The organism is Sphingomonas sp. AC522, assembly GCF_979258125.1.
Genome location: NZ_OZ409836.1, coordinates 120,271 through 140,991 on the forward strand (window position 1 = coordinate 120,271; position 20,721 = coordinate 140,991).

Consider the following 20,721-nt stretch of genomic DNA (forward strand, 5'->3'; position numbering starts at 1 on the left):
GGTATCCTCGTGCCGGAAGCTGTGTTGGCAAGATATAACGCCGTGCCGGCATTGCCGCAACTTAGTTTCAATCGATACGGTTCGCCACCAGATCGTCCACCACTGCCGGGTCCGCCAGCGTGCTGGTGTCCCCAAGCGAGGACACGCCCCCCTCGGCGATCTTGCGCAGGATGCGGCGCATGATCTTGCCCGAGCGGGTCTTGGGCAGGCCCGGCGCGAATTGCAGCGCGTCGGGGGTGGCGATCGGACCGATCTCGGTGCGCACCCATTTGCAGAGCTCGTCGCGCAATTCCTCGGACGCGGCCACGCCGCTGTTGAGCGTGACATAGGCATAGATGCCCTGCCCCTTGATGTCGTGAGGCATGCCGACGACAGCGGCCTCGGCGACATTGGGATGGAGCACCAGCGCGCTCTCGACTTCGGCCGTGCCCATGCGGTGGCCGCTCACATTGATCACGTCGTCCACCCGGCCGGTGATCCAGTAATATCCGTCCTCGTCGCGGCGGCAGCCGTCGCCGGTGAAATATTTGCCGCGATAGGTGCTGAAATAGGTCTGGAAGAAGCGTGCATGATCGCCCCAGACGGTGCGCATCTGCCCCGGCCAGCTGCGCGCGATGCACAGATTTCCCTCGGTGGCGCCGTGCAGCACATTGCCCTCGGCATCGACGATCTGCGGATCGACTCCTGGCAAGGGCAGTGTCGCCGAGCCGGGCTTGAGCGCAGTGGCGCCCGGCAGCGGCGAGATCAGCATGCCCCCCGTCTCGGTCTGCCACCAGGTATCGACGATAGGGCAGCGGCCCTCGCCGACTACTTCGTGATACCAGCGCCACGCCTCCGGATTGATCGGCTCGCCGACAGTGCCGAGCAGCTTCAATGATTTGCGGCTGGTCGCGCTCACATATTGATCGCCCTCCCGCATCAACGCGCGCAACGCCGTGGGCGCAGTGTAGAGGATCTCGACCTGGTGGCGATCGACGACCTGCCAGATGCGCGACGCATCGGGCCAATTGGGCACGCCTTCGTACATCAGCGTCGTGCCGCCATTCGCCAGCGGGCCATAGACGATATAGCTGTGCCCGGTGACCCAGCCGATATCGGCGGCGCACCAATAGATTTGGCCGGGCCGGTAATCGAAGACCAGCTCGTGCGTGTAGCTCGCCCAGAGCAGATAGCCGCCGCTGGTGTGCAGCACGCCCTTGGGCTTGCCGGTCGATCCCGAGGTGTAGAGGATGAAGAGCGGGTCCTCCGCGCTCATCGGCTCGGCCGGGCACTGGTCCGAAACCTGCGCCGCGGCTTCGTGATACCAGACGTCGCGGTCCGGCTGCATCGTCACTTCGCCACCCGTCGCGCGCACGACGATCACTTTCTGCAGCGCCGGCGCATTCCTGGCGGCGGCATCGACATTAGCCTTCAACGGCACCTTCCGCCCCGCGCGCCGGCCCTCATCGGCGGTAATCACCACCGCGCTGTCGCAATCGGTGATCCGGCCGGCCAGCGCCTCGGGCGAGAAACCGCCGAACACCACCGAATGGATCGCGCCGATCCGCGCACACGCAAGCAAGGCAAACGCCGCCTCGGGAATCATCGGCATATAAACCGTCACGCGATCGCCCTTGGCCACGCCCTGGGTCTTCAGGACATTGGCGAAGCGGCAGACCTCGGCATGCAACTGACGGTAAGTATAGCTTCGCGGTGCCTCCGAAGGCTCATCAGGTTCCCACAGGATCGCCACCGCGTCGCCCCGCTTGGCGAGATGCCGGTCGATGCAATTGGCCGAGACGTTGAGCTTACCGTCCGCGAACCACGAAATGTGGAAATCGCCCTCATCGAACGACCAGTCGCCGGCCAGTTCGGGCCGCTTGATCCAGTCGAGCCGCTTCGCCGCATCCAGCCAGAAGGTCCCCGGATCGGCCAGGCTGCGGCCGTGCAACTTCTCATAACCAGCCGCATCCACGCGAGCCTTGCGCGCCCATTCTGCGGGAACGGGATAGACGCTGTCGGACATCGGTTTCTCCTTAGTTCGTCCCTGATAGGAGCCGCGGCCGCGCGCGCCAAGCGATCCACTGCGACAAACTGCGACAATGTTTTGGTGGAACTGAATCGCTCGCGAAACCATCTACGAGGTCATGATCAGCCGCCCCTTCGCCTGGACGCTCGCACTCGCGATCCCGCTCGCCGCCTGTTCGTCCGGGCCGGATTACCGTCCGCGCGCCGCCGCCGAACTCGGCGTGCCCAATGATTATTCGGTCGCGGCCAACCAACAGGCGCAGGAAGACCTGACGCATTGGTGGACCAAATTCGATGATCCGACGCTCGCCAGCCTGGTCGATCGCGCCCGCGCAGCCAATCTCGATATCGCGCTCGCCGTTACTCGGCTGCGCCAAGCGCGCGAATCGCTCACCCAGTCGCGCGCCAGCCTGTTGCCGACGATCAGCGGCGGCGCGGGCTATTCGCGGGGCCTCCCGATCGCCGGCGGCAGCTTCGGATCGAACGACAATTTCTCGATCGGCGCGGACGCCAATTACCAGGTCGACTTGTTCGGCGGCGTCCGCCGCGGCGTCGAGGTATCGCGTGCCGGTTATGAAGCGAGCGGCTTCGATTATGCCGCGGTTCTGATTTCGATCCAGGCCGAGACCGCCCGCAATTACGTGCTTGCGCGCCTTGCCCAGGCAAACCTCGCCAATGCCCGCGACGCGCTGGCGATCCAGGACGACAATCTCCAGATCGCTGGCTGGCGCGTCCAGGCAGGTTTAGTCTCCTCGCTCGATCAGGAACAGGCGCGCGCCAGCCGCGCCCAGACCGCGGCTTCGATCCCCTCGCTCGAAGCGAGCTATAACAGCTTCGTCTCGCGGCTGGGCGTGCTGACCGGCCAGGCGCCGGGCGCGCTCAAGGCCGAACTCGAATCGCCCAAGCCGATCCCGCGCGGCCCCGCCAGTGTCGCCACCGGAATCCCCGCCGACGCCCTCCGCCAGCGTCCCGATGTGCGCGCTGCAGAGCGCAATCTGGCGGCCGCGACTGCCCAGATCGGCGTCGCCACCGCCCAGCTTTATCCGGCGCTTTCGATCGGCGGCAGCCTCGATGGCGGAGGCGGAGCGCTCTCAACGATCTTCGACGCGATCAGCGGACGGCTGTTCGCCAATATCGCGCAGACTATCTTTGACGCCGGGCGCACGCGCAGCCAGATCCGCTCCACCGAGGCCGCGGCCGAAGGCGCGTTCCTCAGCTACAAGCAGACCGTGCTGACCAGTCTGGAGGATATCGAGAATGCAGTCGTCGCGCTCCAGTCGGCCCAGCGCCGCGAGACCGAGTTCCGCGTCGCGCTCGATGCCGCGAACAACCAGACACTGCTGGCGCGCCTGCAATACCGCTCCGGGCTGACCGATTTCACCACGCTCAACCAGGCCGAGGCCAGCCTGCTCTCCGCGCGCAACGGCCTCACCCAGGCGCAGGCCGATCAATCGACGGCGCTGATCCAACTCTATCTCGCATTGGGCGGCGGCTGGGACAGCAATGTCACGCCCACCGCTCCCGAACAGGCTCGCAATAATGGCAACTGATCCCAAGAAGCTCGACGAATTCCTCGGCACGCCCGCCGCGCCTTGGTGGCGGCGCTATCTGAAATGGGTACTGATCGGGATCGGCGTGCTGCTTCTGGTGCTGCTCGCCTTTCGCCTGTTCGGCGGCTCGGGCGAAGTCAGCTATTCGACTGCGGAAGTCGAGCGCGGCAATCTGACGGTCACGGTTTCGGCGACGGGCAAGCTCGCGCCGACCAACCAGGTGACGGTCGGCTCGGAGCTTTCGGGCCTCGTCGAAAACGTCAGCGCCGACGTCAACGACCGCGTCGTAAAGGGCCAGCCGATCGCTTTGCTCGATACCTCAAGGCTCGATGACGCGATCGCGCAAAGCGTGGCTGCGTTGAATGCCAATATTGCCCAGGTCTCGCAGGCTGCGGCCACGGTGAGCGAATCACAGGCGCAGTTGGCGCGTCTCGAGGAAGTCAGCCGCCTTTCGGGCGGGCGCGTCCCCGCCAAGGTCGAGCTCGAACAGGGGCGCGCCGCCGTGCAGCGCGCAGTCGCCGCACAGCGCGCGGCGCAGGCCAATGTCGCCTCCGCGCGCGCCGCGCTCTCGTCGAACCAGACCCAGCGCGCCAAGGCCGTCATCCGCTCGCCCGTCAACGGCGTCGTCCTCGCGCGTCAGATCGAGCCGGGCCAGACCGTCGCGGCATCGTTCAATGCGCCAGTTCTGTTCGTGATCGCAGAGGATCTCTCGGCAATGGAGCTTCAGGTTTCGATCGACGAAGCCGATGTCGGCTCGGTCCAGCAGGGCCAGACCGCGACCTTCACGGTCGATGCCTTCCCCGGCAAGACCTTCCCCGCGACGATCACGCGCGTCGATCTGGGCTCGAACCTCTCGGCATCGACCACCACCACCACATCGACCACGGCACAGGTAGTCTCCTATGCGGCGACGCTCAGCGTCTCCAATCCCGATTTGCAGCTGCGCCCCGGGATGACCGCCACCGCGGAAATCACCACCAAGGCCAAGCCCAATGTCCTGCTCGTCCCCAATGCGGCGTTGCGCTTCACCCCGGCAGTGGCGGGCGCTGCGGACAGCAGCGGCAAGAGCGGCATCACTGGTGCGCTGGTGCCCAGCCGCCCGCGCCGCGGCAACCAGGCCGAAAAGACCGCTACCGTCGCGCGCGGCGCGCAGCAGACGGTCTACATCACCGGCGAAGACGGCAAGCCGCAGGCCGTTCAGGTCACCACCGGCGATACCAACGGAACCGTCACCGAAGTCACCGGCGGCCAGCTCAAGCCCGGCGACAAGGTCATCACCGGCCAGCTTTCGGCAAACGGTGCCAGCAGCAAGCGCGGCTCCGGCCAGCGCCGCCAAAGCGGTGCAGGCGGCCAAAGCGGCCAAAGCGGAGGTCAGCGTGGCGGACAATGAAGCTCCGCTGATCCAGCTGCGCGGCGTCACCAAGATCTATGGCGAGGGCGCGACGCAGTTCCAGGCGCTGAAGGGCATCGACTTGGACATCGCCGCGGGAGATTTCGTCGCGGTGATGGGCCCGTCGGGTTCGGGCAAGTCAACGACGATGAATATCCTCGGCTGTCTCGACGTGCCTTCGGGCGGCGAATTCCGCTTCAAGGGCGTGCATGTCGAGCAATTGGGCCGCGATCAGCGCGCCTTGCTTCGCCGCAAATATCTCGGCTTCGTCTTCCAGGGCTTCAACCTCCTCGCGCGCACTTCGGCGCTCGAAAATGTCGAATTGCCTTTGGTCTATCGCGGCGACGCCAAGCAGGCGCGGCGCGATGCGGCGATGGCGGCGCTCGAGAAAGTTGGCCTCGATAAATGGTGGGACCACACCCCCGCCGAGCTTTCGGGCGGCCAGCAGCAGCGCGTCGCGATCGCCCGCGCGATCGTCACCAACCCCGACGTGCTCCTCGCCGACGAGCCGACCGGCAATCTGGATTCGGAGCGCTCGGTGGAGATCATGCAATTGCTCACCGACCTCAACCAGAACAGCAACATCACCGTTCTGATGGTCACCCACGAGCCCGACATGGCCGCCTTCGCGCGCACGCTGGTCCACTTCAAGGACGGGCTGGTCGAGCGGATCGAGCATAACGACAAGGTGCCTGCCTGATGTTCGGCACCACCTTCATCCTCGCGATCCGATCGATCCTTCGCCACAAATTGCGCTCGATCCTGACTGCGCTCGGCATCATCATCGGCGTCGCCGCGGTCGTGACGATGGTCACGCTCGGCAAGGCGACCACTGCCGCGGTCCAGCAGCAGATATCGTCGCTCGGTACCAATATCCTCCAGGTCCGCCCCGGCCAGGGCTTCGGCCGTGGCGGCGGCGGCCCGCGTCCTGCCGATTTCGAAGAAGAGGACGTCTCGGCGATCCGCTCGCAGGTCGCCGGCGTCACCGCTGTTGCGCCCCAGGCCCAATCGACTGCGACGGCGATATATAACGGTGCCAATTGGTCGACCACGGTCAATGGCACGACCGCCGATTTCTTCCGCGTCCAGCCTTGGCCGCTGGCGCAGGGCCGCATCTGGAACCGCACTGAGGAACAGGCCGGCAAGGCAGTCTGCATCATCGGCAACACGGTGCGCACCAATCTCTTTCGCGGCGGCAGCGCGGTAGGTGAGCGCGTCCGCGTCAACGGCGTTTCGTGCGATGTCATCGGCGTGCTCACCGCGCGCGGCCAGGCAGGGTTCGGCGGCGATCAGGACGATGTGATCATCATGCCGATCAAGCAGGTCCAGCGCCGCTTCACCGGCAATCGCGACATCCGCCTGATGCTGGTCGGCACCGATCCAGATTATGAAAGCGCGCAGGTCCAGTCGGGCATCACCGATCTCTTGCGCGAACGCCGCAACATCTCGGGCGGCAAGCAGGACGATTTCAATATCTTCGACACGGCCCAGATCAGCCAGACGCTGACCGGCACGACGACCCTGCTGACGCAGATCGTCGCGGCGGTGGCCGGCATCAGCCTGGTCGTCGGCGGGATCGGGATCATGAACATCATGCTCGTCTCGGTTACCGAACGGACCCGCGAGATCGGCATCCGGCTGGCGATCGGCGCTGTCGCGAGCGAAGTGCTGATGCAATTCCTGGTCGAAGCCGTGGTCCTGTCGATGCTCGGCGGCGTGATCGGGCTGGTGCTGGCGCAGCTTGCCGTCGGGATCATGTCCTATCTCGGCAGCCTGCCCTTCCTGTTCGACGTGCAGATCAACGTCATCGCCTTTGCAATCTCGGCAGTGATCGGCGTGGTTTTCGGCTATTTCCCGGCTCGGCGCGCGGCAGGGCTGAACCCGATCGACGCGCTGCGGCACGAATGAGCAACGCCTATTTCCCGTCCGTGGGCAGCCCATAGAGTTCGCGCAATTTTTCGAGCTCGTCCCGCGTATCGATATCGACCAGTTCCGCAGGCGAAGTCACCACATGCCGCCCGCTCTTGATCAACTCGCGCGCGCCCTCGTCGCCGTCGAGCGCGAGCAAGTCATCGAAGCGGCCGCTGCCGAACAAAGCCGGCGGCATCGGTCGCACCCCGTCGCTCGACGCCACGATCGTGTCGGGGCCATTGGCGGCGTCGAACAGCCGATAGACATGCGCCGCCGTCACCCGCGGCATGTCCGCAAGCGCGACGAGCACATAATCGCACCCGGCCTCCTTCGCCGCGCTAACGCCATGGCAGAGCGAGCGCGCCTGTCCGAGCGACGGATCGGGGTTCTCGACCACGCGGTAACCCCGCTCGGCGAAATCGAGCCGCGTATCGGAGACGATTGCAATCCGCGCACAGAACGGGATTTTCTCGAGCGCCGTCACCACATGATATGCCAGCGGCTTGTCGAGAAATTCCTCGCTCAGTTTGTCGCCGTCGAAACGCCGCGAGCGCCCCGCGGCAAGCAGCACCAACGCGACTTGCTCAGGCTCGATCATGGAAGCTCCGCACCATCGACGCCGCTATAGACAAGGCGATCTCGGCAGGGCCGATCGCGCCGAGATCGAGGCCGGCCGGCCCTTCGATCCGCCCCAGATCGTCCGCACTCGCGCCCGCCGCCGCCAGTCGCGCGAGCCGCGCCGCATGGCTTTTGCGCGATCCCAGTGCGGCGACATAGCCCGCGGGGCTGGCCAGCGCGGCAGCCAGCGCGGCATCGTCGATCTTGGGATCATGGCTGAGCGTCACCACCGCGGTGGCACGGTCGGGCCGCAGGGCGGTTACGGCCTCGTCGGGCCAGCGGTCGTCCAATGTCACTCCGGGGAAACGCTCGGGCGTCAGAAATCTCCCGCGCGGATCGATGACGATGGTCAGTATTCCCAGTTCGCGCGCCAGCCCGGCAAGCGATTGCGCGATCTGAACCGCGCCGACGATCAGCAGCCGCCGCGGCGGATCGTAGCGATTGAAGAACCCGCCCGCGCCGATCGCGCTGATGCCGGTCGCGAGGTCCGTCCCCACATCGAGCGGTGTCCCGGCGCCCCGTGCCGCGGCGATGCTGTCAAACAGGGCGGGAGGAAACCCAGCGTCAGATACCGGCTGCACCAGAACCTCGATCGTCCCGCCGCAGGGAAGCCCGACTTCCCAGGCCGCATCGTCCGCGACGCCATAGCTCTTGAGCATCGCGGGAGCCCCGGCAATCACTTCGGCAGCCGCCGCGAGGATATCGCTCTCGACGCACCCGCCCGAGACCGACCCCTCGAAACGTCCATCGGCATGCACGATCATGTGCGAGCCCCGCGGCCGCGGCGCCGATCCCCAAGTCGAGACCACTGTCGCCAGCGCCATCGCGGAACCCTTCCACGCTTGCGCCGCCGCAATCACGCTGTCGTTTTCCGCCACGCTTCGCCTCGCTCCCGTCACATCGTTGCGCTATCGCTACCGTGTGAAGCGGGCACTGGCGAGATCGTTGATCATGGCGGCATGGCTGACTGCAGGGGGCTGCGCGACGACTGCGGAGCATGAAACCGAAACCGCACCCCTGATCATCGCCCATCGCGGCGCCAGCGGCGAACGGCCCGAGCATACCCTGATAGCCTATGAATTGGCGATCAAACAGGGCGCCGATTTCATCGAGCCCGACCTCGTGCCGACCAGGGACGGCCATCTCGTCGTCCGTCACGAAAACAATATCGTCGAAACCACGGACATCGCCCAGCATCCCGAATTCGCGAAGCGGCGGACAACCAAGACGATCGACGGCGTGACCGAGACCGGCTGGTTTACCGAGGATTTCACTCTCGCCGAGCTCAAGACGCTGCGCGCCATCGAGCGGCTCCCGCAGATGCGCCCCGCCAACATGCGCTTCAACGGCCAGGCCGAGATTCCCACGCTCGAAGAAGTCATCGCCCTTGCCAAAAGCGCCAGCGCCAAGACCGGCCGGACGATCGGTATCTATCCCGAAACCAAGCACCCCAGCTATTTCGCGAGGCTAGGCCTGCCGATCGAACCGACGCTGCTGGCCGCGCTCAAAAAAGCCGGTTGGGACCGTGCGGACGCGCCAGTCTTCATCCAGTCGTTCGAAGTCAATAATTTAAAAGCGCTGCGTAAGCAGACCCACATCCGCCTCATCCAGCTGATCAAGCCTGCCACGGCGCCGGCAGACGGCTCCTATGCGACCTATCGCGAGATGGTCGCGCCCAAGGCGCTCGGCGAAATAGCGCAATATGCGTACGGCATCGGCCCCGAGCTCACCCTGATCCTCGCGCCGGACAACAAGCCTACAACGCTGGTTGCCGACGCGCATGCCGCGGGGCTCAAGATCCATCCCTGGACCTTTCGCGCCGAGAATGCATTCCTCAACCTGGCCTATCGCACCGGCACCAACCCAGCGGAACATGGCCGGCTGCTGGAGGAAATGCAGTATTTCATCGGGCTAGGCGTGGACGGTTTCTTCACCGATTACCCCTATATCGGATCCCAGGCGCGTGCGTCTTTCCGAACGCCCGCAAAGTAAGGACCGACATGCGCAAGATCCTCATTCCACTCATCGTGGCATTGCCGCTGCTCTCGGGCGGCTGCATCGCCAAGACCATCGTCGATGTCGCGACGTTGCCGATCAAGGCCGCCAGCCAGACCGCCGACTGGGCGACCACCAGCCAGGAAGAGTCCGACCGCAACTACGGCAAGAAGATGCGCAAGAAGGAAGCCGAGGAAGGTCGCGCCAAGCGCGCAGCCGCGGAGGAAGAGGCCTGGAGTGACGCCGAGCTCAAGGAAAAGCAGCGCAACGACCGCAAGCGCAAGCGCGACGACCGCTAAGCGCTTCCCCCGAGCACCTGCGCAACCGCGCGCAGCGTCTCAGGCTTCATCTGCACGAACAAATGGCTGCTGCTGATCTCGATCGCGCGGGCGGCGGCGCCTTCCTCCTCACGGCAGATCAGCCCGTTGACCAGCCCGTCGCTGCGGCTCCAGATCGCAGTCGCCGGCATGGGCAAAGGCCGCGCAGCCTCCTCACGCCGGGCGATCACCGCGGCGTCGCCGATCTTCTCGCCGGTCAGCAATTCGAACTGGCGCCATACATTGGTCGCGGTCGGCGGCCCGGCAAAGGGCGAGCTGATCGTGATGACTTCGCGGACCAGCTCCGGGTTCCGGTGCGCCGCCAGCCGCGCCATGATCCCGCCCAGCGAAATGCCTACCAGCGTGACTTTTTCCCGAGTCTCGGCATGAATTTCGGCGATCCGCGCGATCAGCCGCTCATTCTCCGCGCCGACCGTGCGCACTCCGAAATTGCGCCCTAATCCCCAGCCATAAGCGCGGTAGCCGAGCTTGCGGAGCAGATGGCGCAGCGCGAGGTTCGAGCGGTCGGTATTGAACAGCCCCGGCAGCGCCAGCACGGGCCGCCCATCGCCCGGCGGCAGGTCCTTCGCCCAGCCCCCCATCGCCAGCCGCGCGACTGTCCACGCCGCGCGCGGCCATTCGAGCGCTACTGCGGCCTTTGGCGGCGGGACGGACGCATCACGCGGGGTCGGCAGCATCAAAGCCTCATTTCATCGCAAGTAGACGCCATGCTATGTAGTGGGCATGATTCAGGAAACCCATGTTCTCGACCGTCCCCCCGAAGGTGCCGCGCCCGATTGGACGATCCCGCAGAATTGGCAGGCATATACCGCCGAAGAGCATTCCACCTGGGACACTTTGTTCGCACGCCAGGCGAAACTGCTCCCCGGCCGCGCCAGCAAGGCCTATCTCAAGGGGCTTGATGCGCTTCGGCTGTCCGATGGCGGCATCCCCAATTTCGAAGAACTGTCCGAGCGGCTGATGAAGCTTACCGGCTGGCAGGTCGTGGCAGTGCCCGGGCTCGTTCCCGACGAGGTGTTCTTCGATCACATGGCCAATCGGCGGTTCGTGGCGGGCAATTTCATCCGCCGCCCCGATCAGCTCGATTACATCCAGGAGCCCGACGTCTTCCATGACGTGTTCGGCCATGTCCCGATGCTCGCCGATCCGGTCTTCGCCGATTATCTCGAAGCCTATGGCCGCGGCGGCAATCGTGCGCTCGAGCTTGGCGCACTCAAGCAACTCGGCAGGCTCTATTGGTACACGGTCGAATTCGGCCTGATCGAGGAAGAAGGGAATCTGCGCATCTACGGCTCCGGGATCGTCTCGAGCTTCGCCGAAAGCATCTTCGCGCTGGAAGACCCCAGCCCCAACCGCATCGGCTTCGATTTGAAGCGCGTGATGCGCACCGATTACCGGATCGATGATTTCCAGCAGAATTACTTCGTCGTGCCGAGCTTCGACGAATTGCTGCGCGTAACGGTCGAAACCGATTTCGCGCCGCTCTACCAGGAAATCCTCGCCCAGCCAGACATCCCGATCGCGGCGATCCTGCCCGAAGACTGCGTTATTACGCGCGGCACGCAGGAATATGCTGCCTCGAAGGGCCAACTCTAACTTGTCACCCCGACCTTGTGCCGGGGTGACAATCTCTGGATTCACCAGCTTCCGAACCCCGGCGCCTCGCCCTTGCCCCGGCTCAACCGGGTAACTCGCTCGGTCCCGAACCGGCTCCGCTTCTGCAGGATCAGCGTCGGCCAGTCGCCGCGATCGAGCCGACCGACGAGCCGCAATCCCTGCCGGCGATATGCCCGTGCGACGGTCTCCGCCTGCTTGTCGAGCAGCCCCGCCATCACGAGAGTGCCGCCTTCCTCCAATGCCATGCCGATTGTCGGCGCAAGCTCGGTCAGCGGCCCGGCTAGAATGTTGGCGATGACAAGATCATAGGGTGCACGGCCGATCAGCAGGGGATGCTCCAGCCCCGCGGCCGCTGCGAGCGACACTTGCCCCCGCCCACCGCCAAGCGCCACGCCGTTCAATTCGGCATTTTCCGCCGTCACGTCGATCGAACGCGGATCGATGTCCGATGCTGTCGCATAAGCACGCGGCCACAAGTGCATCGCGGCGAACGCCAGCAGTCCGGTGCCAGTACCGACATCGATGAAGTTGCGCACCTGCAGCCCGCGCGCCTTGAGCTCGCCCAGCGCAATCAGGCAGCCCGAAGTGGTCTCGTGCGTGCCTGTCCCGAAGGCGAGCCCGGCATCGATCCGGAATGCTTTGGTGTCAGCCGGCACGCGACCCTTGTTCGTGCCCGTATGCACATAGAAGCGCCCGGCATGGACCGGCTCGATCCCCGATTGGCTGAGCGTAACCCAGTCCGCATCGCGGATCTTCTCGGCAACCGGCCTGACGCCCTTCGAACTCGGCACCAGCGCCTGTACCGCTGCCAGCGCGGCGCTATTGGGCTTACCATCGAAATAAGCCTCGAGCTGCCAGCTGGCGGGATCGTCGGGCACCCGCTCGCTGGTGAGCAATACGGGCAAGGGATCGAGATCCAGATCCTCGACTTCGAGCATTTCCGCCTCGTCGCGGGTGCAGGGCAGTGTAAGTTTCCAGCTACTCATCGCACATAGCTCGCACCATTCACGTCCAGTACCGAGCCGGTCATCGAGGGCGGCGCCTCCAATGCACAAAACCTCGCCAGCGTCGCGACTTCGGCGGGTTCGGCCACACGGCCCAAGGGGATGTCTGCCAGCAATTTGTCGCCACCGCGGCTGGCGAGATAGTCCTCGGCCATTCCGGTCATGGTGAAGCCGGGGCAGATCGCGAATGCCAGCACGCCTTCACTTGCATAGCCGCGGGCGATGCTCTTGGTCATGGCCACCATGCCGGCCTTGGATGCGGCATAATGCCAATGCGCCGGGCTGTCGCCGCGATAGGCGGCGCGGCTGGCGATGTTCACGATGCGGCCGCCGCGATCACCTTCCTGCCAATGGCGGATCGCCAAACGGCAGAGCTCGGCAGAGGCAGTCAGATTGACGCGCATCGTCCGCTCCCAGCCGCTGACCCAATCCTGATGGTCGAGGCCGATGGGGTTGCTCTCGAAGATGCCGGCATTGTTGATCAGCACATCGATGCGACCGTCAAGCGCGTCGAGTGCCTTTTGCCAGAGCATCTCCGCCCCGCCCGGCTTGTCGAAATCGGCGGCGATGCCGCTCTGCGTTCCATGCCCGATCAGGCGCACATCATCGTCGGCGAAGGATTCGGCAATCCCCGCGCCGATGCCGCGGCTACTTCCGGTGAGGAGAATGTGAGTGGAGGCCATCGGCCTCCACTAACCCAAGCCGCGTTACGCCGCCACCGAGCTTGAGAAACTCTCGGCGGCATCGCGTAACCGGTGCAGCCGTTCGTCCACTTCCGTCACGTCGCGCTGGAGCGTGTCGATCTCGCTGGTCACGCTCTTGGTATCCTCGCGGATCGCCCCGATCGTCGCCGACATCGAATCCGCTGCCAGTGCAGTCTCATCGACTGCGGCCGTGATCGCCGTCACGGTTTGCGCCTGTACTTCCATCGCCGCGCGGATGCGGTGCGCGCTTTCCTGCACTTCGCTCACCGTCGAGCGGATCGAGATATTGGTCTCGACCGTCGATTTGGTCGCCGACTGGATCGCCGCGATCTTGGCCGCGATGTCGTCGGTCGCCCGCGCCGTCTGGTTCGCGAGCGATTTCACTTCCTGCGCCACGACCGCAAAGCCGCGCCCGGCATCGCCTGCGCGCGCCGCTTCGATCGTCGCGTTCAAGGCGAGCAGATTGGTCTGCCCGGCAATGTCGCGGATCAGCCCAAGGATCGATTCGATCGACTTGGCGTGATCACTCAGCGCCTCGCTCGAACCCACCGCCATGCCCGCCTGACCCGAAGCACGCGTCGCGATCTCGGCCGCAGCCTCGACTTCCATCCGGGCATCCTCGATCGCGCGGATCAGCCCCGCCGCAGTCGACGCCGCCTCGCGCATCGCAACCGCCGATTGCTCCGCCGCCGCAGCGACTTCGGAAGCCTTGCCCAGCATGCCCCGCGCCGAACTCGACGCACCCTGCGCCTGAACGCGGATGCGGTTGCCGGCTTCGTTCGCGCTCTGGATCGATTCGGCGATGCTCGCCTGGAACTGGAGCGAGCGCTCGCGGCGCTCCTGGGTGACCTGTGCCGCATCGCGCGCGCCCAGATGTCCCGCCATCAGATCGGCCTCTGCCATCGCCATGCGCTGCACCACGTCGCACAGCCGCCCGAGCCGCTCGGCATCGTCGCCCAGTTTCTCGCGAAGCACCCGCATTGTCTCGCTATGCGCATAGGAAAAGGCGGCGACGACCGCGGGAAGCGGAATGCCGATGCGATAGGTCTGCGCAGCATAGCCGCACACCATCTCGACCCACTCGTCGCTGAACGGCTTCTCGAACTTGAGCGTGCCATAGCGCGTGCCATGCTCGACCTGCGCTTCATATCCCTTGGGATCGTTGAGCAGCGCCATCATCGGCGCGCTGGTCGGCATCGCCTTGAAGTGCCGCCAGAATGCCTCGGCGATTTCGCGCTGGCGCCCGCCGACAAGCTCGGCGATTTCGCGGCAGCCGGGCTCGATCGCGCCGTCCCAATCATATTCGCGGCGATGATCGGCGACGGAGCGGGTTCCGCCGCTCCACTGGCCGGGTTCGCGGGCTTCCACCATCATCTTCTCCTTATGCCGCGACTTTGGCGATGAAGTCGCCCGCACTGGTCTTGAGGCTGCCGAGCTGGCCGTCGAGGGCGGCGAAGCCCTGGCCCACCCGATCGATTTCGCTGGCGACCGATTCGGTATCCTCGCGGATCGCGCCGATCGTCGCCGACATGGAATCCGCCGCGAGCGCAGTCTCATCGACTGCCGCAGTGATCGCAGTCACGGTCTGTGCCTGGATTTCCATCGCGCTGCGGATGCGGTCGGCGCTTTCCTGCACTTCGGTCACGGTCGAGCGGATCGAGACATTGGTCTCAACAGTCGATTTGGTGGCCGATTGGATCGCGGCGATCTTGGCGGCGATGTCGTCGGTGGCGCGCGCAGTCTGGTTGGCGAGGCTCTTCACTTCCTGCGCCACGACTGCGAACCCACGCCCGGCATCGCCCGCGCGGGCTGCCTCGATGGTGGCGTTAAGCGCCAGCAGATTGGTCTGTCCGGCGATGTCGCGGATCAGGCCGAGAATGGATTCGATCGACTTGGCATGATCGCTCAATGCCTCGCTGGTGCTCACGGCCGCGCCTGCCTGGCCCGATGCGCGCGTGGCGATATCGGCGGCGGCCTCGACTTCCATCCGGGCGTCTTCGATTGCGCGGATCAGGCCCGCCGCGGTCTGCGCGGCTTCGCGCATCGCGACGGCCGATTGCTCGGCCGCAGCCGCAACTTCCGATGCCTTGCCCAGCATGCCCCGTGCCGAGGCCGAAGTATGGACAGCTTGCACACGAAGCGCATCGCCTTCGCGCGACGCCCGTTCGACGGTCGCGCCGATCGAGTCGCGGAAATCCGCGGCAAGCCGGTCGCGTGCAGTCTGCGCGCTATATTCGCGGTAGAGATTATAGAGTTCGACCGTAATGTCGCCTTCGAGCGCCGAGAGCCGCATCAGCGTGTCGATCAGAACCGGAAGCCTGGAATTCTCCGATCCCACTCGGCGCATCAGCACTTCCAGCGCCGCGCGGTCGCTCGCGCTGATCATCGAAAGCAACGCCATCGGCGGCACGGCCTTGGCATAGGCCGCGGCGACCGAGCGCTCGATCGATTCGATCCAGGCCGTGCCCGCGGTGTCGAGGAAGCGGTTCTTGAGGAACACCGCGCCCACATCGATCATCTTCTGCGTATCATCAGGCGCCCAATTGCTCTCGTCGGCAAAGCAGCGCAGCCATTGCTGCCAGTAAGCCCCTGAGACCGCCTGGATCTCGGGCTCGAGCGTGTCCCAGACTTCGCGGCTCGAAGAGACCAGCGAGCCTTCGAAATCGAAGATGCGCAGCCGCGAAGCCACGTCGATTCGGGCAGTCATCGTGCCAGGCGCAGGCAGGCTGGTATTGAGTGCGGCAGTCGTCACAGAGGTCCCCTTCGCACGAGCGGCCGAGCCACTCGATCCTTTGGGCAAAGCTATGCGCTGAACTGGTTAAGAGCCGGTTAGCCAAAGCGGCGCGCCACACCATCCGGCTTGCATCCCCCGACCGCCGGACTAAGGAAGCGGCAACACGCCCGAAAGGAACGCCATTTGGCAAATGTCCGCAACGAAGCGCGCCCGCTGTCGCCGCATCTCTCGATCTGGAAATGGGGGCCGGGCATGACCGTCTCGATCGTCCACCGCGCCACCGGCACGGGGATGGCGACGCTCGGCACGATCCTGTTTGTCTGGTGGCTCGTCGCGGCTGCGACCGGCCCGGCGGCTTATTCGGGTTTCCTCGACCTCTTCACGCTGAGTTCGGGCAAGCTCAACATTGCCGGCTGGATCCTGGGCGTCGGCATGAGCTGGGCGTTCTTCCAGCATATGGCCTCGGGCGTGCGCCACCTGTTTCTCGATCAGGGCGCCAATTTCGAACTGCACGCCAACAAGCGCTCTGCGCTGACGACCTTCCTCGTCTCGGTGCTCTTCACCGCGGCGTTCTGGGTCTGGATCCTGGAGAAGAGCAATGGGTGACGGCACCAGCATCGGCCGCGTGCGCGGGCTCGGCTCGGCGCATGAGGGCACGCATCACTGGTGGCACCAGCGGCTGACCGCGGGCGGAAACCTCATCCTCGTCCTGTGGTTCGTGCTGAGCATGGCATTGCTGCCGGCGTACGATTGGGAAACCGTTCACGCCTGGGTCGGGCAGACCTGGGTCGCGGTGCCGCTGATCCTGCTGGTCATCAATACCTTCTATCACTTCCGCCTGGGGCTTCAGGTCGTGATCGAGGATTACCAGCATGACGAGACCCGCGTGGTGCTGCTCGTGCTCCTTAACTTCTTCACCATCGCCGCCGCCACGACCGCGATCTTCGCGATCCTCAAGACTGCGTTCACTGCCGGAGCGATCTGATGGCCACGGCCGCATACAAGATTATCGATCACACCTATGACGCCGTCATCGTCGGTGCCGGCGGCTCGGGCCTTCGCGCCACGATGGGCTGTGCCGAAGCCGGCCTCAAGACCGCGTGCATCACCAAGGTGTTCCCGACGCGCTCGCACACGGTGGCCGCGCAGGGCGGCATCGCCGCTTCGCTCGGCAACAATTCGCCCGATCACTGGTCGTGGCATATGTACGACACCGTCAAGGGATCCGACTGGCTCGGCGACCAGGACGCGATCGAATATATGGTCCGCGAGGCGCCCGCCGCAGTCTATGAGCTTGAGCATGCCGGCGTGCCGTTCAGCCGCAACGACAATGGTACGATCTACCAGCGCCCGTTTGGCGGCCACATGCAGAATATGGGCGAAGGCCCCCCCGTCCAGCGCACTTGCGCCGCGGCGGATCGCACCGGCCACGCGATGCTCCACGCGCTGTACCAGCAGAGCCTGAAGTACGACGCGGACTTCTACGTCGAATATTTCGCGCTCGATCTGATTATGGAGAATGGTCAATGCCGGGGCGTGATTGCCTTGTGCATGGAAGACGGCTCGATCCACCGCTTCCGCAGCCATGCCGTGGTCCTCGCCACCGGCGGCGGCGGGCGCATCTATCAGTCGGCAACCAGCGCACACACCTGCACCGGCGACGGCAACGGCATGGCGCTGCGCGCCGGCATCGCGCTCCAGGACATGGAATTCGTCCAGTTCCACCCGACGGGCATCTACGGCGCCGGTGTGCTGATCACCGAAGGCGCACGCGGCGAAGGCGGCTATCTCACCAATAGCGAGGGTGAGCGCTTCATGGAGCGCTATGCCCCGTCGGCGAAGGACCTCGCCTCGCGCGACGTCGTCTCACGCTCGATGGCGATGGAGATTCGCGAGGGCCGCGGCGTTGGCAAGGAGAAGGACCATATCTTCCTTCACTTGAACCATATCGACCCCAAGATCCTCCACGAGCGGCTGCCCGGCATCACCGAGACCGGCAAGATCTTCGCCAATGTCGATCTGACCCGCCAGCCTCTGCCGGTAGTTCCCACCGTCCACTACAATATGGGCGGCGTCCCGACCAACTATCACGGCGAAGTCGTCCATAATAAGGACGGCAACCCGGACAGCGTAGTCCCCGGTCTGTTCGCTGTTGGCGAAGCGGCGTGCGTCTCGGTCCATGGCGCCAATCGCCTCGGCTCCAACTCGCTGATCGATCTGGTCGTCTTCGGCCGCGCCACGGGCCTGCGCCTCAAGGAAATCCTCAAGCCCGGCACTGCGCACAACGCCCTGCCCGCCGGCTCTGAGGAATTCGCCCTCACTCGCCTCGATCACTTCCGCCACGCCAAGGGCGCGGCTCCCACATCGCAGGTCCGCGCCGACATGCAGAAGACGATGCAGCGCAACTGCGCCGTGTTCCGCGACAGCGAATTGCTGACCGAGGGCGTCGACAAGATCGGCAAGGTCTATCAGAGCTTCCAGGACGTTGGCATCACCGATCGCTCGCTGATCTGGAACACCGATCTCGTCGAGACGCTCGAGCTCGACAATCTCATCAGCCAGGGGGTCGTCACCATGGAATGCGCCGCTAACCGCAAGGAATCGCGCGGCGCACACATGCACGAGGATTTCCCCGAGCGCGACGATGCTGGCTGGATGAAGCACACCGTCGCCACCTTCGAAGGCTGGGGCGGCAAGGGCGGATCGACTGCAATCGATTACCGCCCGGTCCATGATTACACGCTCACCGACGCGATCGAGTACATCAAGCCGAAGAAGCGGGTTTACTGAACGCTACTCCGGTCGAAATGCGAAGGGTGCGGCTGGCGACGGCCGCGCCTTTCCTGTTTAGCTGCCCCGTTCTCGACGACGCGGCGGATAGCAGCGCTTGACTCCACCTCCACACCCGCGAGACTGGCGTTAACCAATTCCCGGGGGCCAGTTCCGACCATGCGTTTCCTGTTAGCGTTGCTTGCCGCGTCCCTCGCCGCCGCTCCCGCCACCGCGCAGACGGCGCCTCCGGACAAATCGGCGCAATGGCCCGGCATCATCTCAGGCGAAGGGCCGGTCGAGGGCTTCTCCTCCGGCCCCGAGCTCCAGCGCGGGCGCACTGCCAAGTGGATGCTCGAAGACAGCCGCCGCGTCAGCAAGGCGCTGGCCGCACTCGCCCCGCAGCGCAAGAAGCTGATCGATGCCTATGTCGTCTCGGTCGCGCTCGACAGCGATCCTGTATTCGGCCGCGAGGCGCGCGAGGCCGGCAAGGTGCTGGCCCGCCGGTACGATGCCGCAGGCCGCACGCTAGTCCTTGCCGGCACCGACGGCTCGGGCCCCAGCACGCTCCCTAACGGCAGCTTGGCCTCGCTCACTCTCGGCCTCGCCCGCATCGCCGAGCTGATGGACAAGAGCCAGGACGTGCTGGTGCTCTACACCACCAGCCACGGCGCCAAGGTCGGCATCGCCTATCATGACGGTAATAACGGCTATGGCATTCTCGCCCCCGAAAGGCTGGCCGGCTTGCTCGACGAGCTCGGCATCAAGAACCGCGTGCTGATCCTCTCGGCCTGTTATTCAGGCATCTTTGTGCCGGCGCTGTCGAGCGAGACCACTGCGCTGTTCACTGCCGCCTCCTCCGAGCGACCCTCCTTCGGCTGCATGGCCGAGAATGACTGGACCTTTTTTGGCGACGCGATGATCAACCACGGACTGCGCAAGCCGCAGCCGCTCGAAAAGGCATCCGACGAAGCCCGTACCCTGATCGGCGAGTGGGAGGGCGGGGCCCGCCTTCCCTCCTCCAACCCCCAGGTGAGCATCGGCGATAAAGTCCCAACCTGGCTGACTCCGCTGGAAGCCCGCATGCCCAAGGCGGCAACCGAACCGGTCGGCCGCCCGGCGACCGACGCGCTCAAGGGCGGATAGGTGGCGCGCGGCAAAGAGACGCTGCTCGAGCGGCTGATCCCGGGCGATCTGGAGCACCAAATCCCCGCCGCGGTAAATAAGGTGCTGCCCGGCGGCTTCAGGAACCGCCTGATCCAGATTGCTTTGGGCGCACTGATTACCTTCGGCTTTTCGTTCGTGGTGCGGAGAATGCTCGAAAAGCGCGAGGCCAGGGCAACGCTCGGCCGCCCCCGTGCGCCGGAATCCCTGCCTCGTCCTTTTTCCGCGGAACCCCTTCCGCCCCCGCCAGTTGCGCAGGCCATGACCGAACCAGCCAACATTACAGCACCCTCCGCCACGCCTTCTTCGCTCTCGCCGGAGAGCCGCGCGACTCGCTATCCGCTGCTCAGCACGCCGCACATCGTCCTTTCGGGCACCGTCGATCAGGAAATGTACCAAGCCTTCCGACAGCAGCTGATCGCGGCGCCGCAGGACGGCCCGCTAGTGGTCTCGATTTCGACGTTGGGCGGCGACCCCGAAGTTGCGCGGCTGATGGGCGACGAGCTCCGCCTGATCCGCGATTATACCGGGCGCGAGATGCTCTTCCTCGGCAAGGTCGCGGTCTATTCGGCTGGCGCCACCTTCATGGCGACCTTCCCGGTCGACAAGCGCTTCCTGACCCGGGGCACCCGGCTGATGGTCCATGAGCGGATCATGAGCAAGACGGTCGAGGTCTCCGGCCCCCTCAAGACCTGCGTCGCCGTGCTCAAGGCCACGCTCCACGAGATCGAGGAATCGATTCGTATCGAGGAGGAAGGCTTTCGCGATTTCGTCGCAGGCTCGGGCGTGCCCTTCGAGGACGTATGCAAGCGCGCGCCCGCCAATTGGTACATCGAGGCCGAGGAAGCCCGCACCATGGGGCTGGTACTCGACGTCATCTGATACGCGCATAGGTGGTTGAGCCGCCCGCGCCGATTGGC

20 protein-coding genes are annotated in these 20,721 nt (G+C 65.1%); 12 read left to right on the forward strand and 8 right to left on the reverse strand.

Annotated elements, in window-relative coordinates; genetic code table 11:
- Positions 1 to 67: 67 nt before the first annotated feature.
- The gene (gene acs, locus ACZZZM_RS00690; protein ID WP_463593188.1) at positions 68 to 2,005 is read right to left on the reverse strand and encodes an acetate--CoA ligase; all 1,938 of its coding nucleotides are present in this window, start codon (positions 2,003 to 2,005) and stop codon (positions 68 to 70) included.
- A 121-nt stretch (positions 2,006 to 2,126) separates the two neighbouring features.
- Between acs and ACZZZM_RS00695 the strand changes: the two genes are divergently transcribed.
- The 4 genes from ACZZZM_RS00695 to ACZZZM_RS00710 are packed head-to-tail and all read left to right on the forward strand — an operon-like array spanning position 2,127 to position 6,855.
- The gene (locus ACZZZM_RS00695; RefSeq protein WP_463593189.1) at positions 2,127 to 3,557 is read left to right on the forward strand and encodes an efflux transporter outer membrane subunit; all 1,431 of its coding nucleotides are present in this window, start codon (positions 2,127 to 2,129) and stop codon (positions 3,555 to 3,557) included.
- Complete coding sequence (locus ACZZZM_RS00700; RefSeq protein ID WP_463593190.1) at positions 3,547 to 4,947, forward strand: efflux RND transporter periplasmic adaptor subunit; 1,401 nt, start codon at positions 3,547 to 3,549, stop codon at positions 4,945 to 4,947. The genes ACZZZM_RS00695 and ACZZZM_RS00700 overlap by 11 nt, the downstream gene beginning before the upstream one ends.
- Entirely contained in the window at positions 4,934 to 5,647 is a 714-nt protein-coding gene (locus ACZZZM_RS00705; protein ID WP_463593191.1) for an ABC transporter ATP-binding protein, read from the forward strand. The genes ACZZZM_RS00700 and ACZZZM_RS00705 overlap by 14 nt, the downstream gene beginning before the upstream one ends.
- On the forward strand, positions 5,647 to 6,855 hold the full coding sequence (locus tag ACZZZM_RS00710) for an ABC transporter permease (protein WP_463593192.1): 1,209 nt from the start codon (positions 5,647 to 5,649) through the stop codon (positions 6,853 to 6,855). Before ACZZZM_RS00705 ends, ACZZZM_RS00710 begins: the two co-directional genes overlap by 1 nt.
- Positions 6,856 to 6,862: 7 nt before the next feature.
- Here ACZZZM_RS00710 and ACZZZM_RS00715 read toward each other — a convergent pair whose 3' ends face one another.
- Both ACZZZM_RS00715 and ACZZZM_RS00720 read right to left on the reverse strand, forming a co-directional pair.
- On the reverse strand, positions 6,863 to 7,456 hold the full coding sequence (locus tag ACZZZM_RS00715) for a nucleotidyltransferase family protein (protein ID WP_463593193.1): 594 nt from the start codon (positions 7,454 to 7,456) through the stop codon (positions 6,863 to 6,865).
- Complete coding sequence (locus ACZZZM_RS00720; protein ID WP_463593194.1) at positions 7,443 to 8,354, reverse strand: XdhC family protein; 912 nt, start codon at positions 8,352 to 8,354, stop codon at positions 7,443 to 7,445. Before ACZZZM_RS00720 ends, ACZZZM_RS00715 begins: the two co-directional genes overlap by 14 nt.
- A 73-nt stretch (positions 8,355 to 8,427) precedes the next feature.
- Here ACZZZM_RS00720 and ACZZZM_RS00725 point away from each other — a divergent pair, with 73 nt between their 5' ends.
- Positions 8,428 to 9,468 (forward strand): glycerophosphodiester phosphodiesterase, encoded by a 1,041-nt coding sequence (locus tag ACZZZM_RS00725; RefSeq protein ID WP_463596350.1) that lies wholly within the window; start codon positions 8,428 to 8,430, stop codon positions 9,466 to 9,468.
- Positions 9,469 to 9,476: 8 nt separating this feature from the next.
- Positions 9,477 to 9,770 (forward strand): hypothetical protein, encoded by a 294-nt coding sequence (locus ACZZZM_RS00730; RefSeq protein WP_463593195.1) that lies wholly within the window; start codon positions 9,477 to 9,479, stop codon positions 9,768 to 9,770.
- On the opposite strand, the gene ACZZZM_RS00735 is transcribed toward ACZZZM_RS00730, so the two are convergent.
- Positions 9,767 to 10,486 (reverse strand): esterase/lipase family protein, encoded by a 720-nt coding sequence (locus ACZZZM_RS00735; RefSeq protein WP_463593196.1) that lies wholly within the window; start codon positions 10,484 to 10,486, stop codon positions 9,767 to 9,769. The genes ACZZZM_RS00730 and ACZZZM_RS00735 overlap by 4 nt on opposite strands.
- 46 nt (positions 10,487 to 10,532) lie before the next feature.
- On the opposite strand from ACZZZM_RS00735, the gene phhA reads away from it, so the two are divergent.
- On the forward strand, positions 10,533 to 11,405 hold the full coding sequence (gene phhA / locus ACZZZM_RS00740) for a phenylalanine 4-monooxygenase (RefSeq protein WP_463593197.1): 873 nt from the start codon (positions 10,533 to 10,535) through the stop codon (positions 11,403 to 11,405).
- A 41-nt stretch (positions 11,406 to 11,446) separates the two neighbouring features.
- Here the strand turns inward: phhA and ACZZZM_RS00745 are convergent, their stop codons facing one another.
- Genes ACZZZM_RS00745 through ACZZZM_RS00760 form a run of 4 tightly spaced genes read right to left on the reverse strand, consistent with a single transcriptional unit; the run spans position 11,447 to position 15,841 of the window.
- The gene (locus ACZZZM_RS00745) at positions 11,447 to 12,412 is read right to left on the reverse strand and encodes a 50S ribosomal protein L11 methyltransferase (RefSeq protein WP_463593198.1); all 966 of its coding nucleotides are present in this window, start codon (positions 12,410 to 12,412) and stop codon (positions 11,447 to 11,449) included.
- Positions 12,409 to 13,113 carry an SDR family NAD(P)-dependent oxidoreductase gene (locus tag ACZZZM_RS00750; protein ID WP_463593199.1) on the reverse strand — a complete coding sequence of 235 codons (705 nt, stop codon included), beginning with the start codon at positions 13,111 to 13,113 and terminating at the stop codon, positions 12,409 to 12,411. Before ACZZZM_RS00750 ends, ACZZZM_RS00745 begins: the two co-directional genes overlap by 4 nt.
- Positions 13,114 to 13,137: 24 nt before the next feature.
- Complete coding sequence (locus ACZZZM_RS00755; RefSeq protein ID WP_463593200.1) at positions 13,138 to 14,505, reverse strand: methyl-accepting chemotaxis protein; 1,368 nt, start codon at positions 14,503 to 14,505, stop codon at positions 13,138 to 13,140.
- Between the two features lie 10 nt (positions 14,506 to 14,515).
- Complete coding sequence (locus ACZZZM_RS00760; RefSeq protein ID WP_463596351.1) at positions 14,516 to 15,841, reverse strand: methyl-accepting chemotaxis protein; 1,326 nt, start codon at positions 15,839 to 15,841, stop codon at positions 14,516 to 14,518.
- Between the two features lie 210 nt (positions 15,842 to 16,051).
- On the opposite strand from ACZZZM_RS00760, the gene sdhC reads away from it, so the two are divergent.
- The 5 genes from sdhC (at position 16,052) to ACZZZM_RS00785 (ending at position 20,683) form a co-directional block, all read left to right on the forward strand.
- Complete coding sequence (sdhC, locus tag ACZZZM_RS00765; RefSeq protein ID WP_463593201.1) at positions 16,052 to 16,474, forward strand: succinate dehydrogenase, cytochrome b556 subunit; 423 nt, start codon at positions 16,052 to 16,054, stop codon at positions 16,472 to 16,474.
- Entirely contained in the window at positions 16,467 to 16,853 is a 387-nt protein-coding gene (gene sdhD / locus ACZZZM_RS00770; protein WP_463593202.1) for a succinate dehydrogenase, hydrophobic membrane anchor protein, read from the forward strand. The genes sdhC and sdhD overlap by 8 nt, the downstream gene beginning before the upstream one ends.
- Entirely contained in the window at positions 16,853 to 18,658 is a 1,806-nt protein-coding gene (gene sdhA / locus ACZZZM_RS00775) for a succinate dehydrogenase flavoprotein subunit (protein ID WP_463593203.1), read from the forward strand. Before sdhD ends, sdhA begins: the two co-directional genes overlap by 1 nt.
- 159 nt (positions 18,659 to 18,817) lie before the next feature.
- Complete coding sequence (locus tag ACZZZM_RS00780) at positions 18,818 to 19,783, forward strand: C13 family peptidase (protein WP_463593204.1); 966 nt, start codon at positions 18,818 to 18,820, stop codon at positions 19,781 to 19,783.
- Between the two features lie 279 nt (positions 19,784 to 20,062).
- On the forward strand, positions 20,063 to 20,683 hold the full coding sequence (locus tag ACZZZM_RS00785; protein WP_463596352.1) for an ATP-dependent Clp protease proteolytic subunit: 621 nt from the start codon (positions 20,063 to 20,065) through the stop codon (positions 20,681 to 20,683).
- The last annotated feature ends 38 nt before the right edge of the window (positions 20,684 to 20,721 follow it).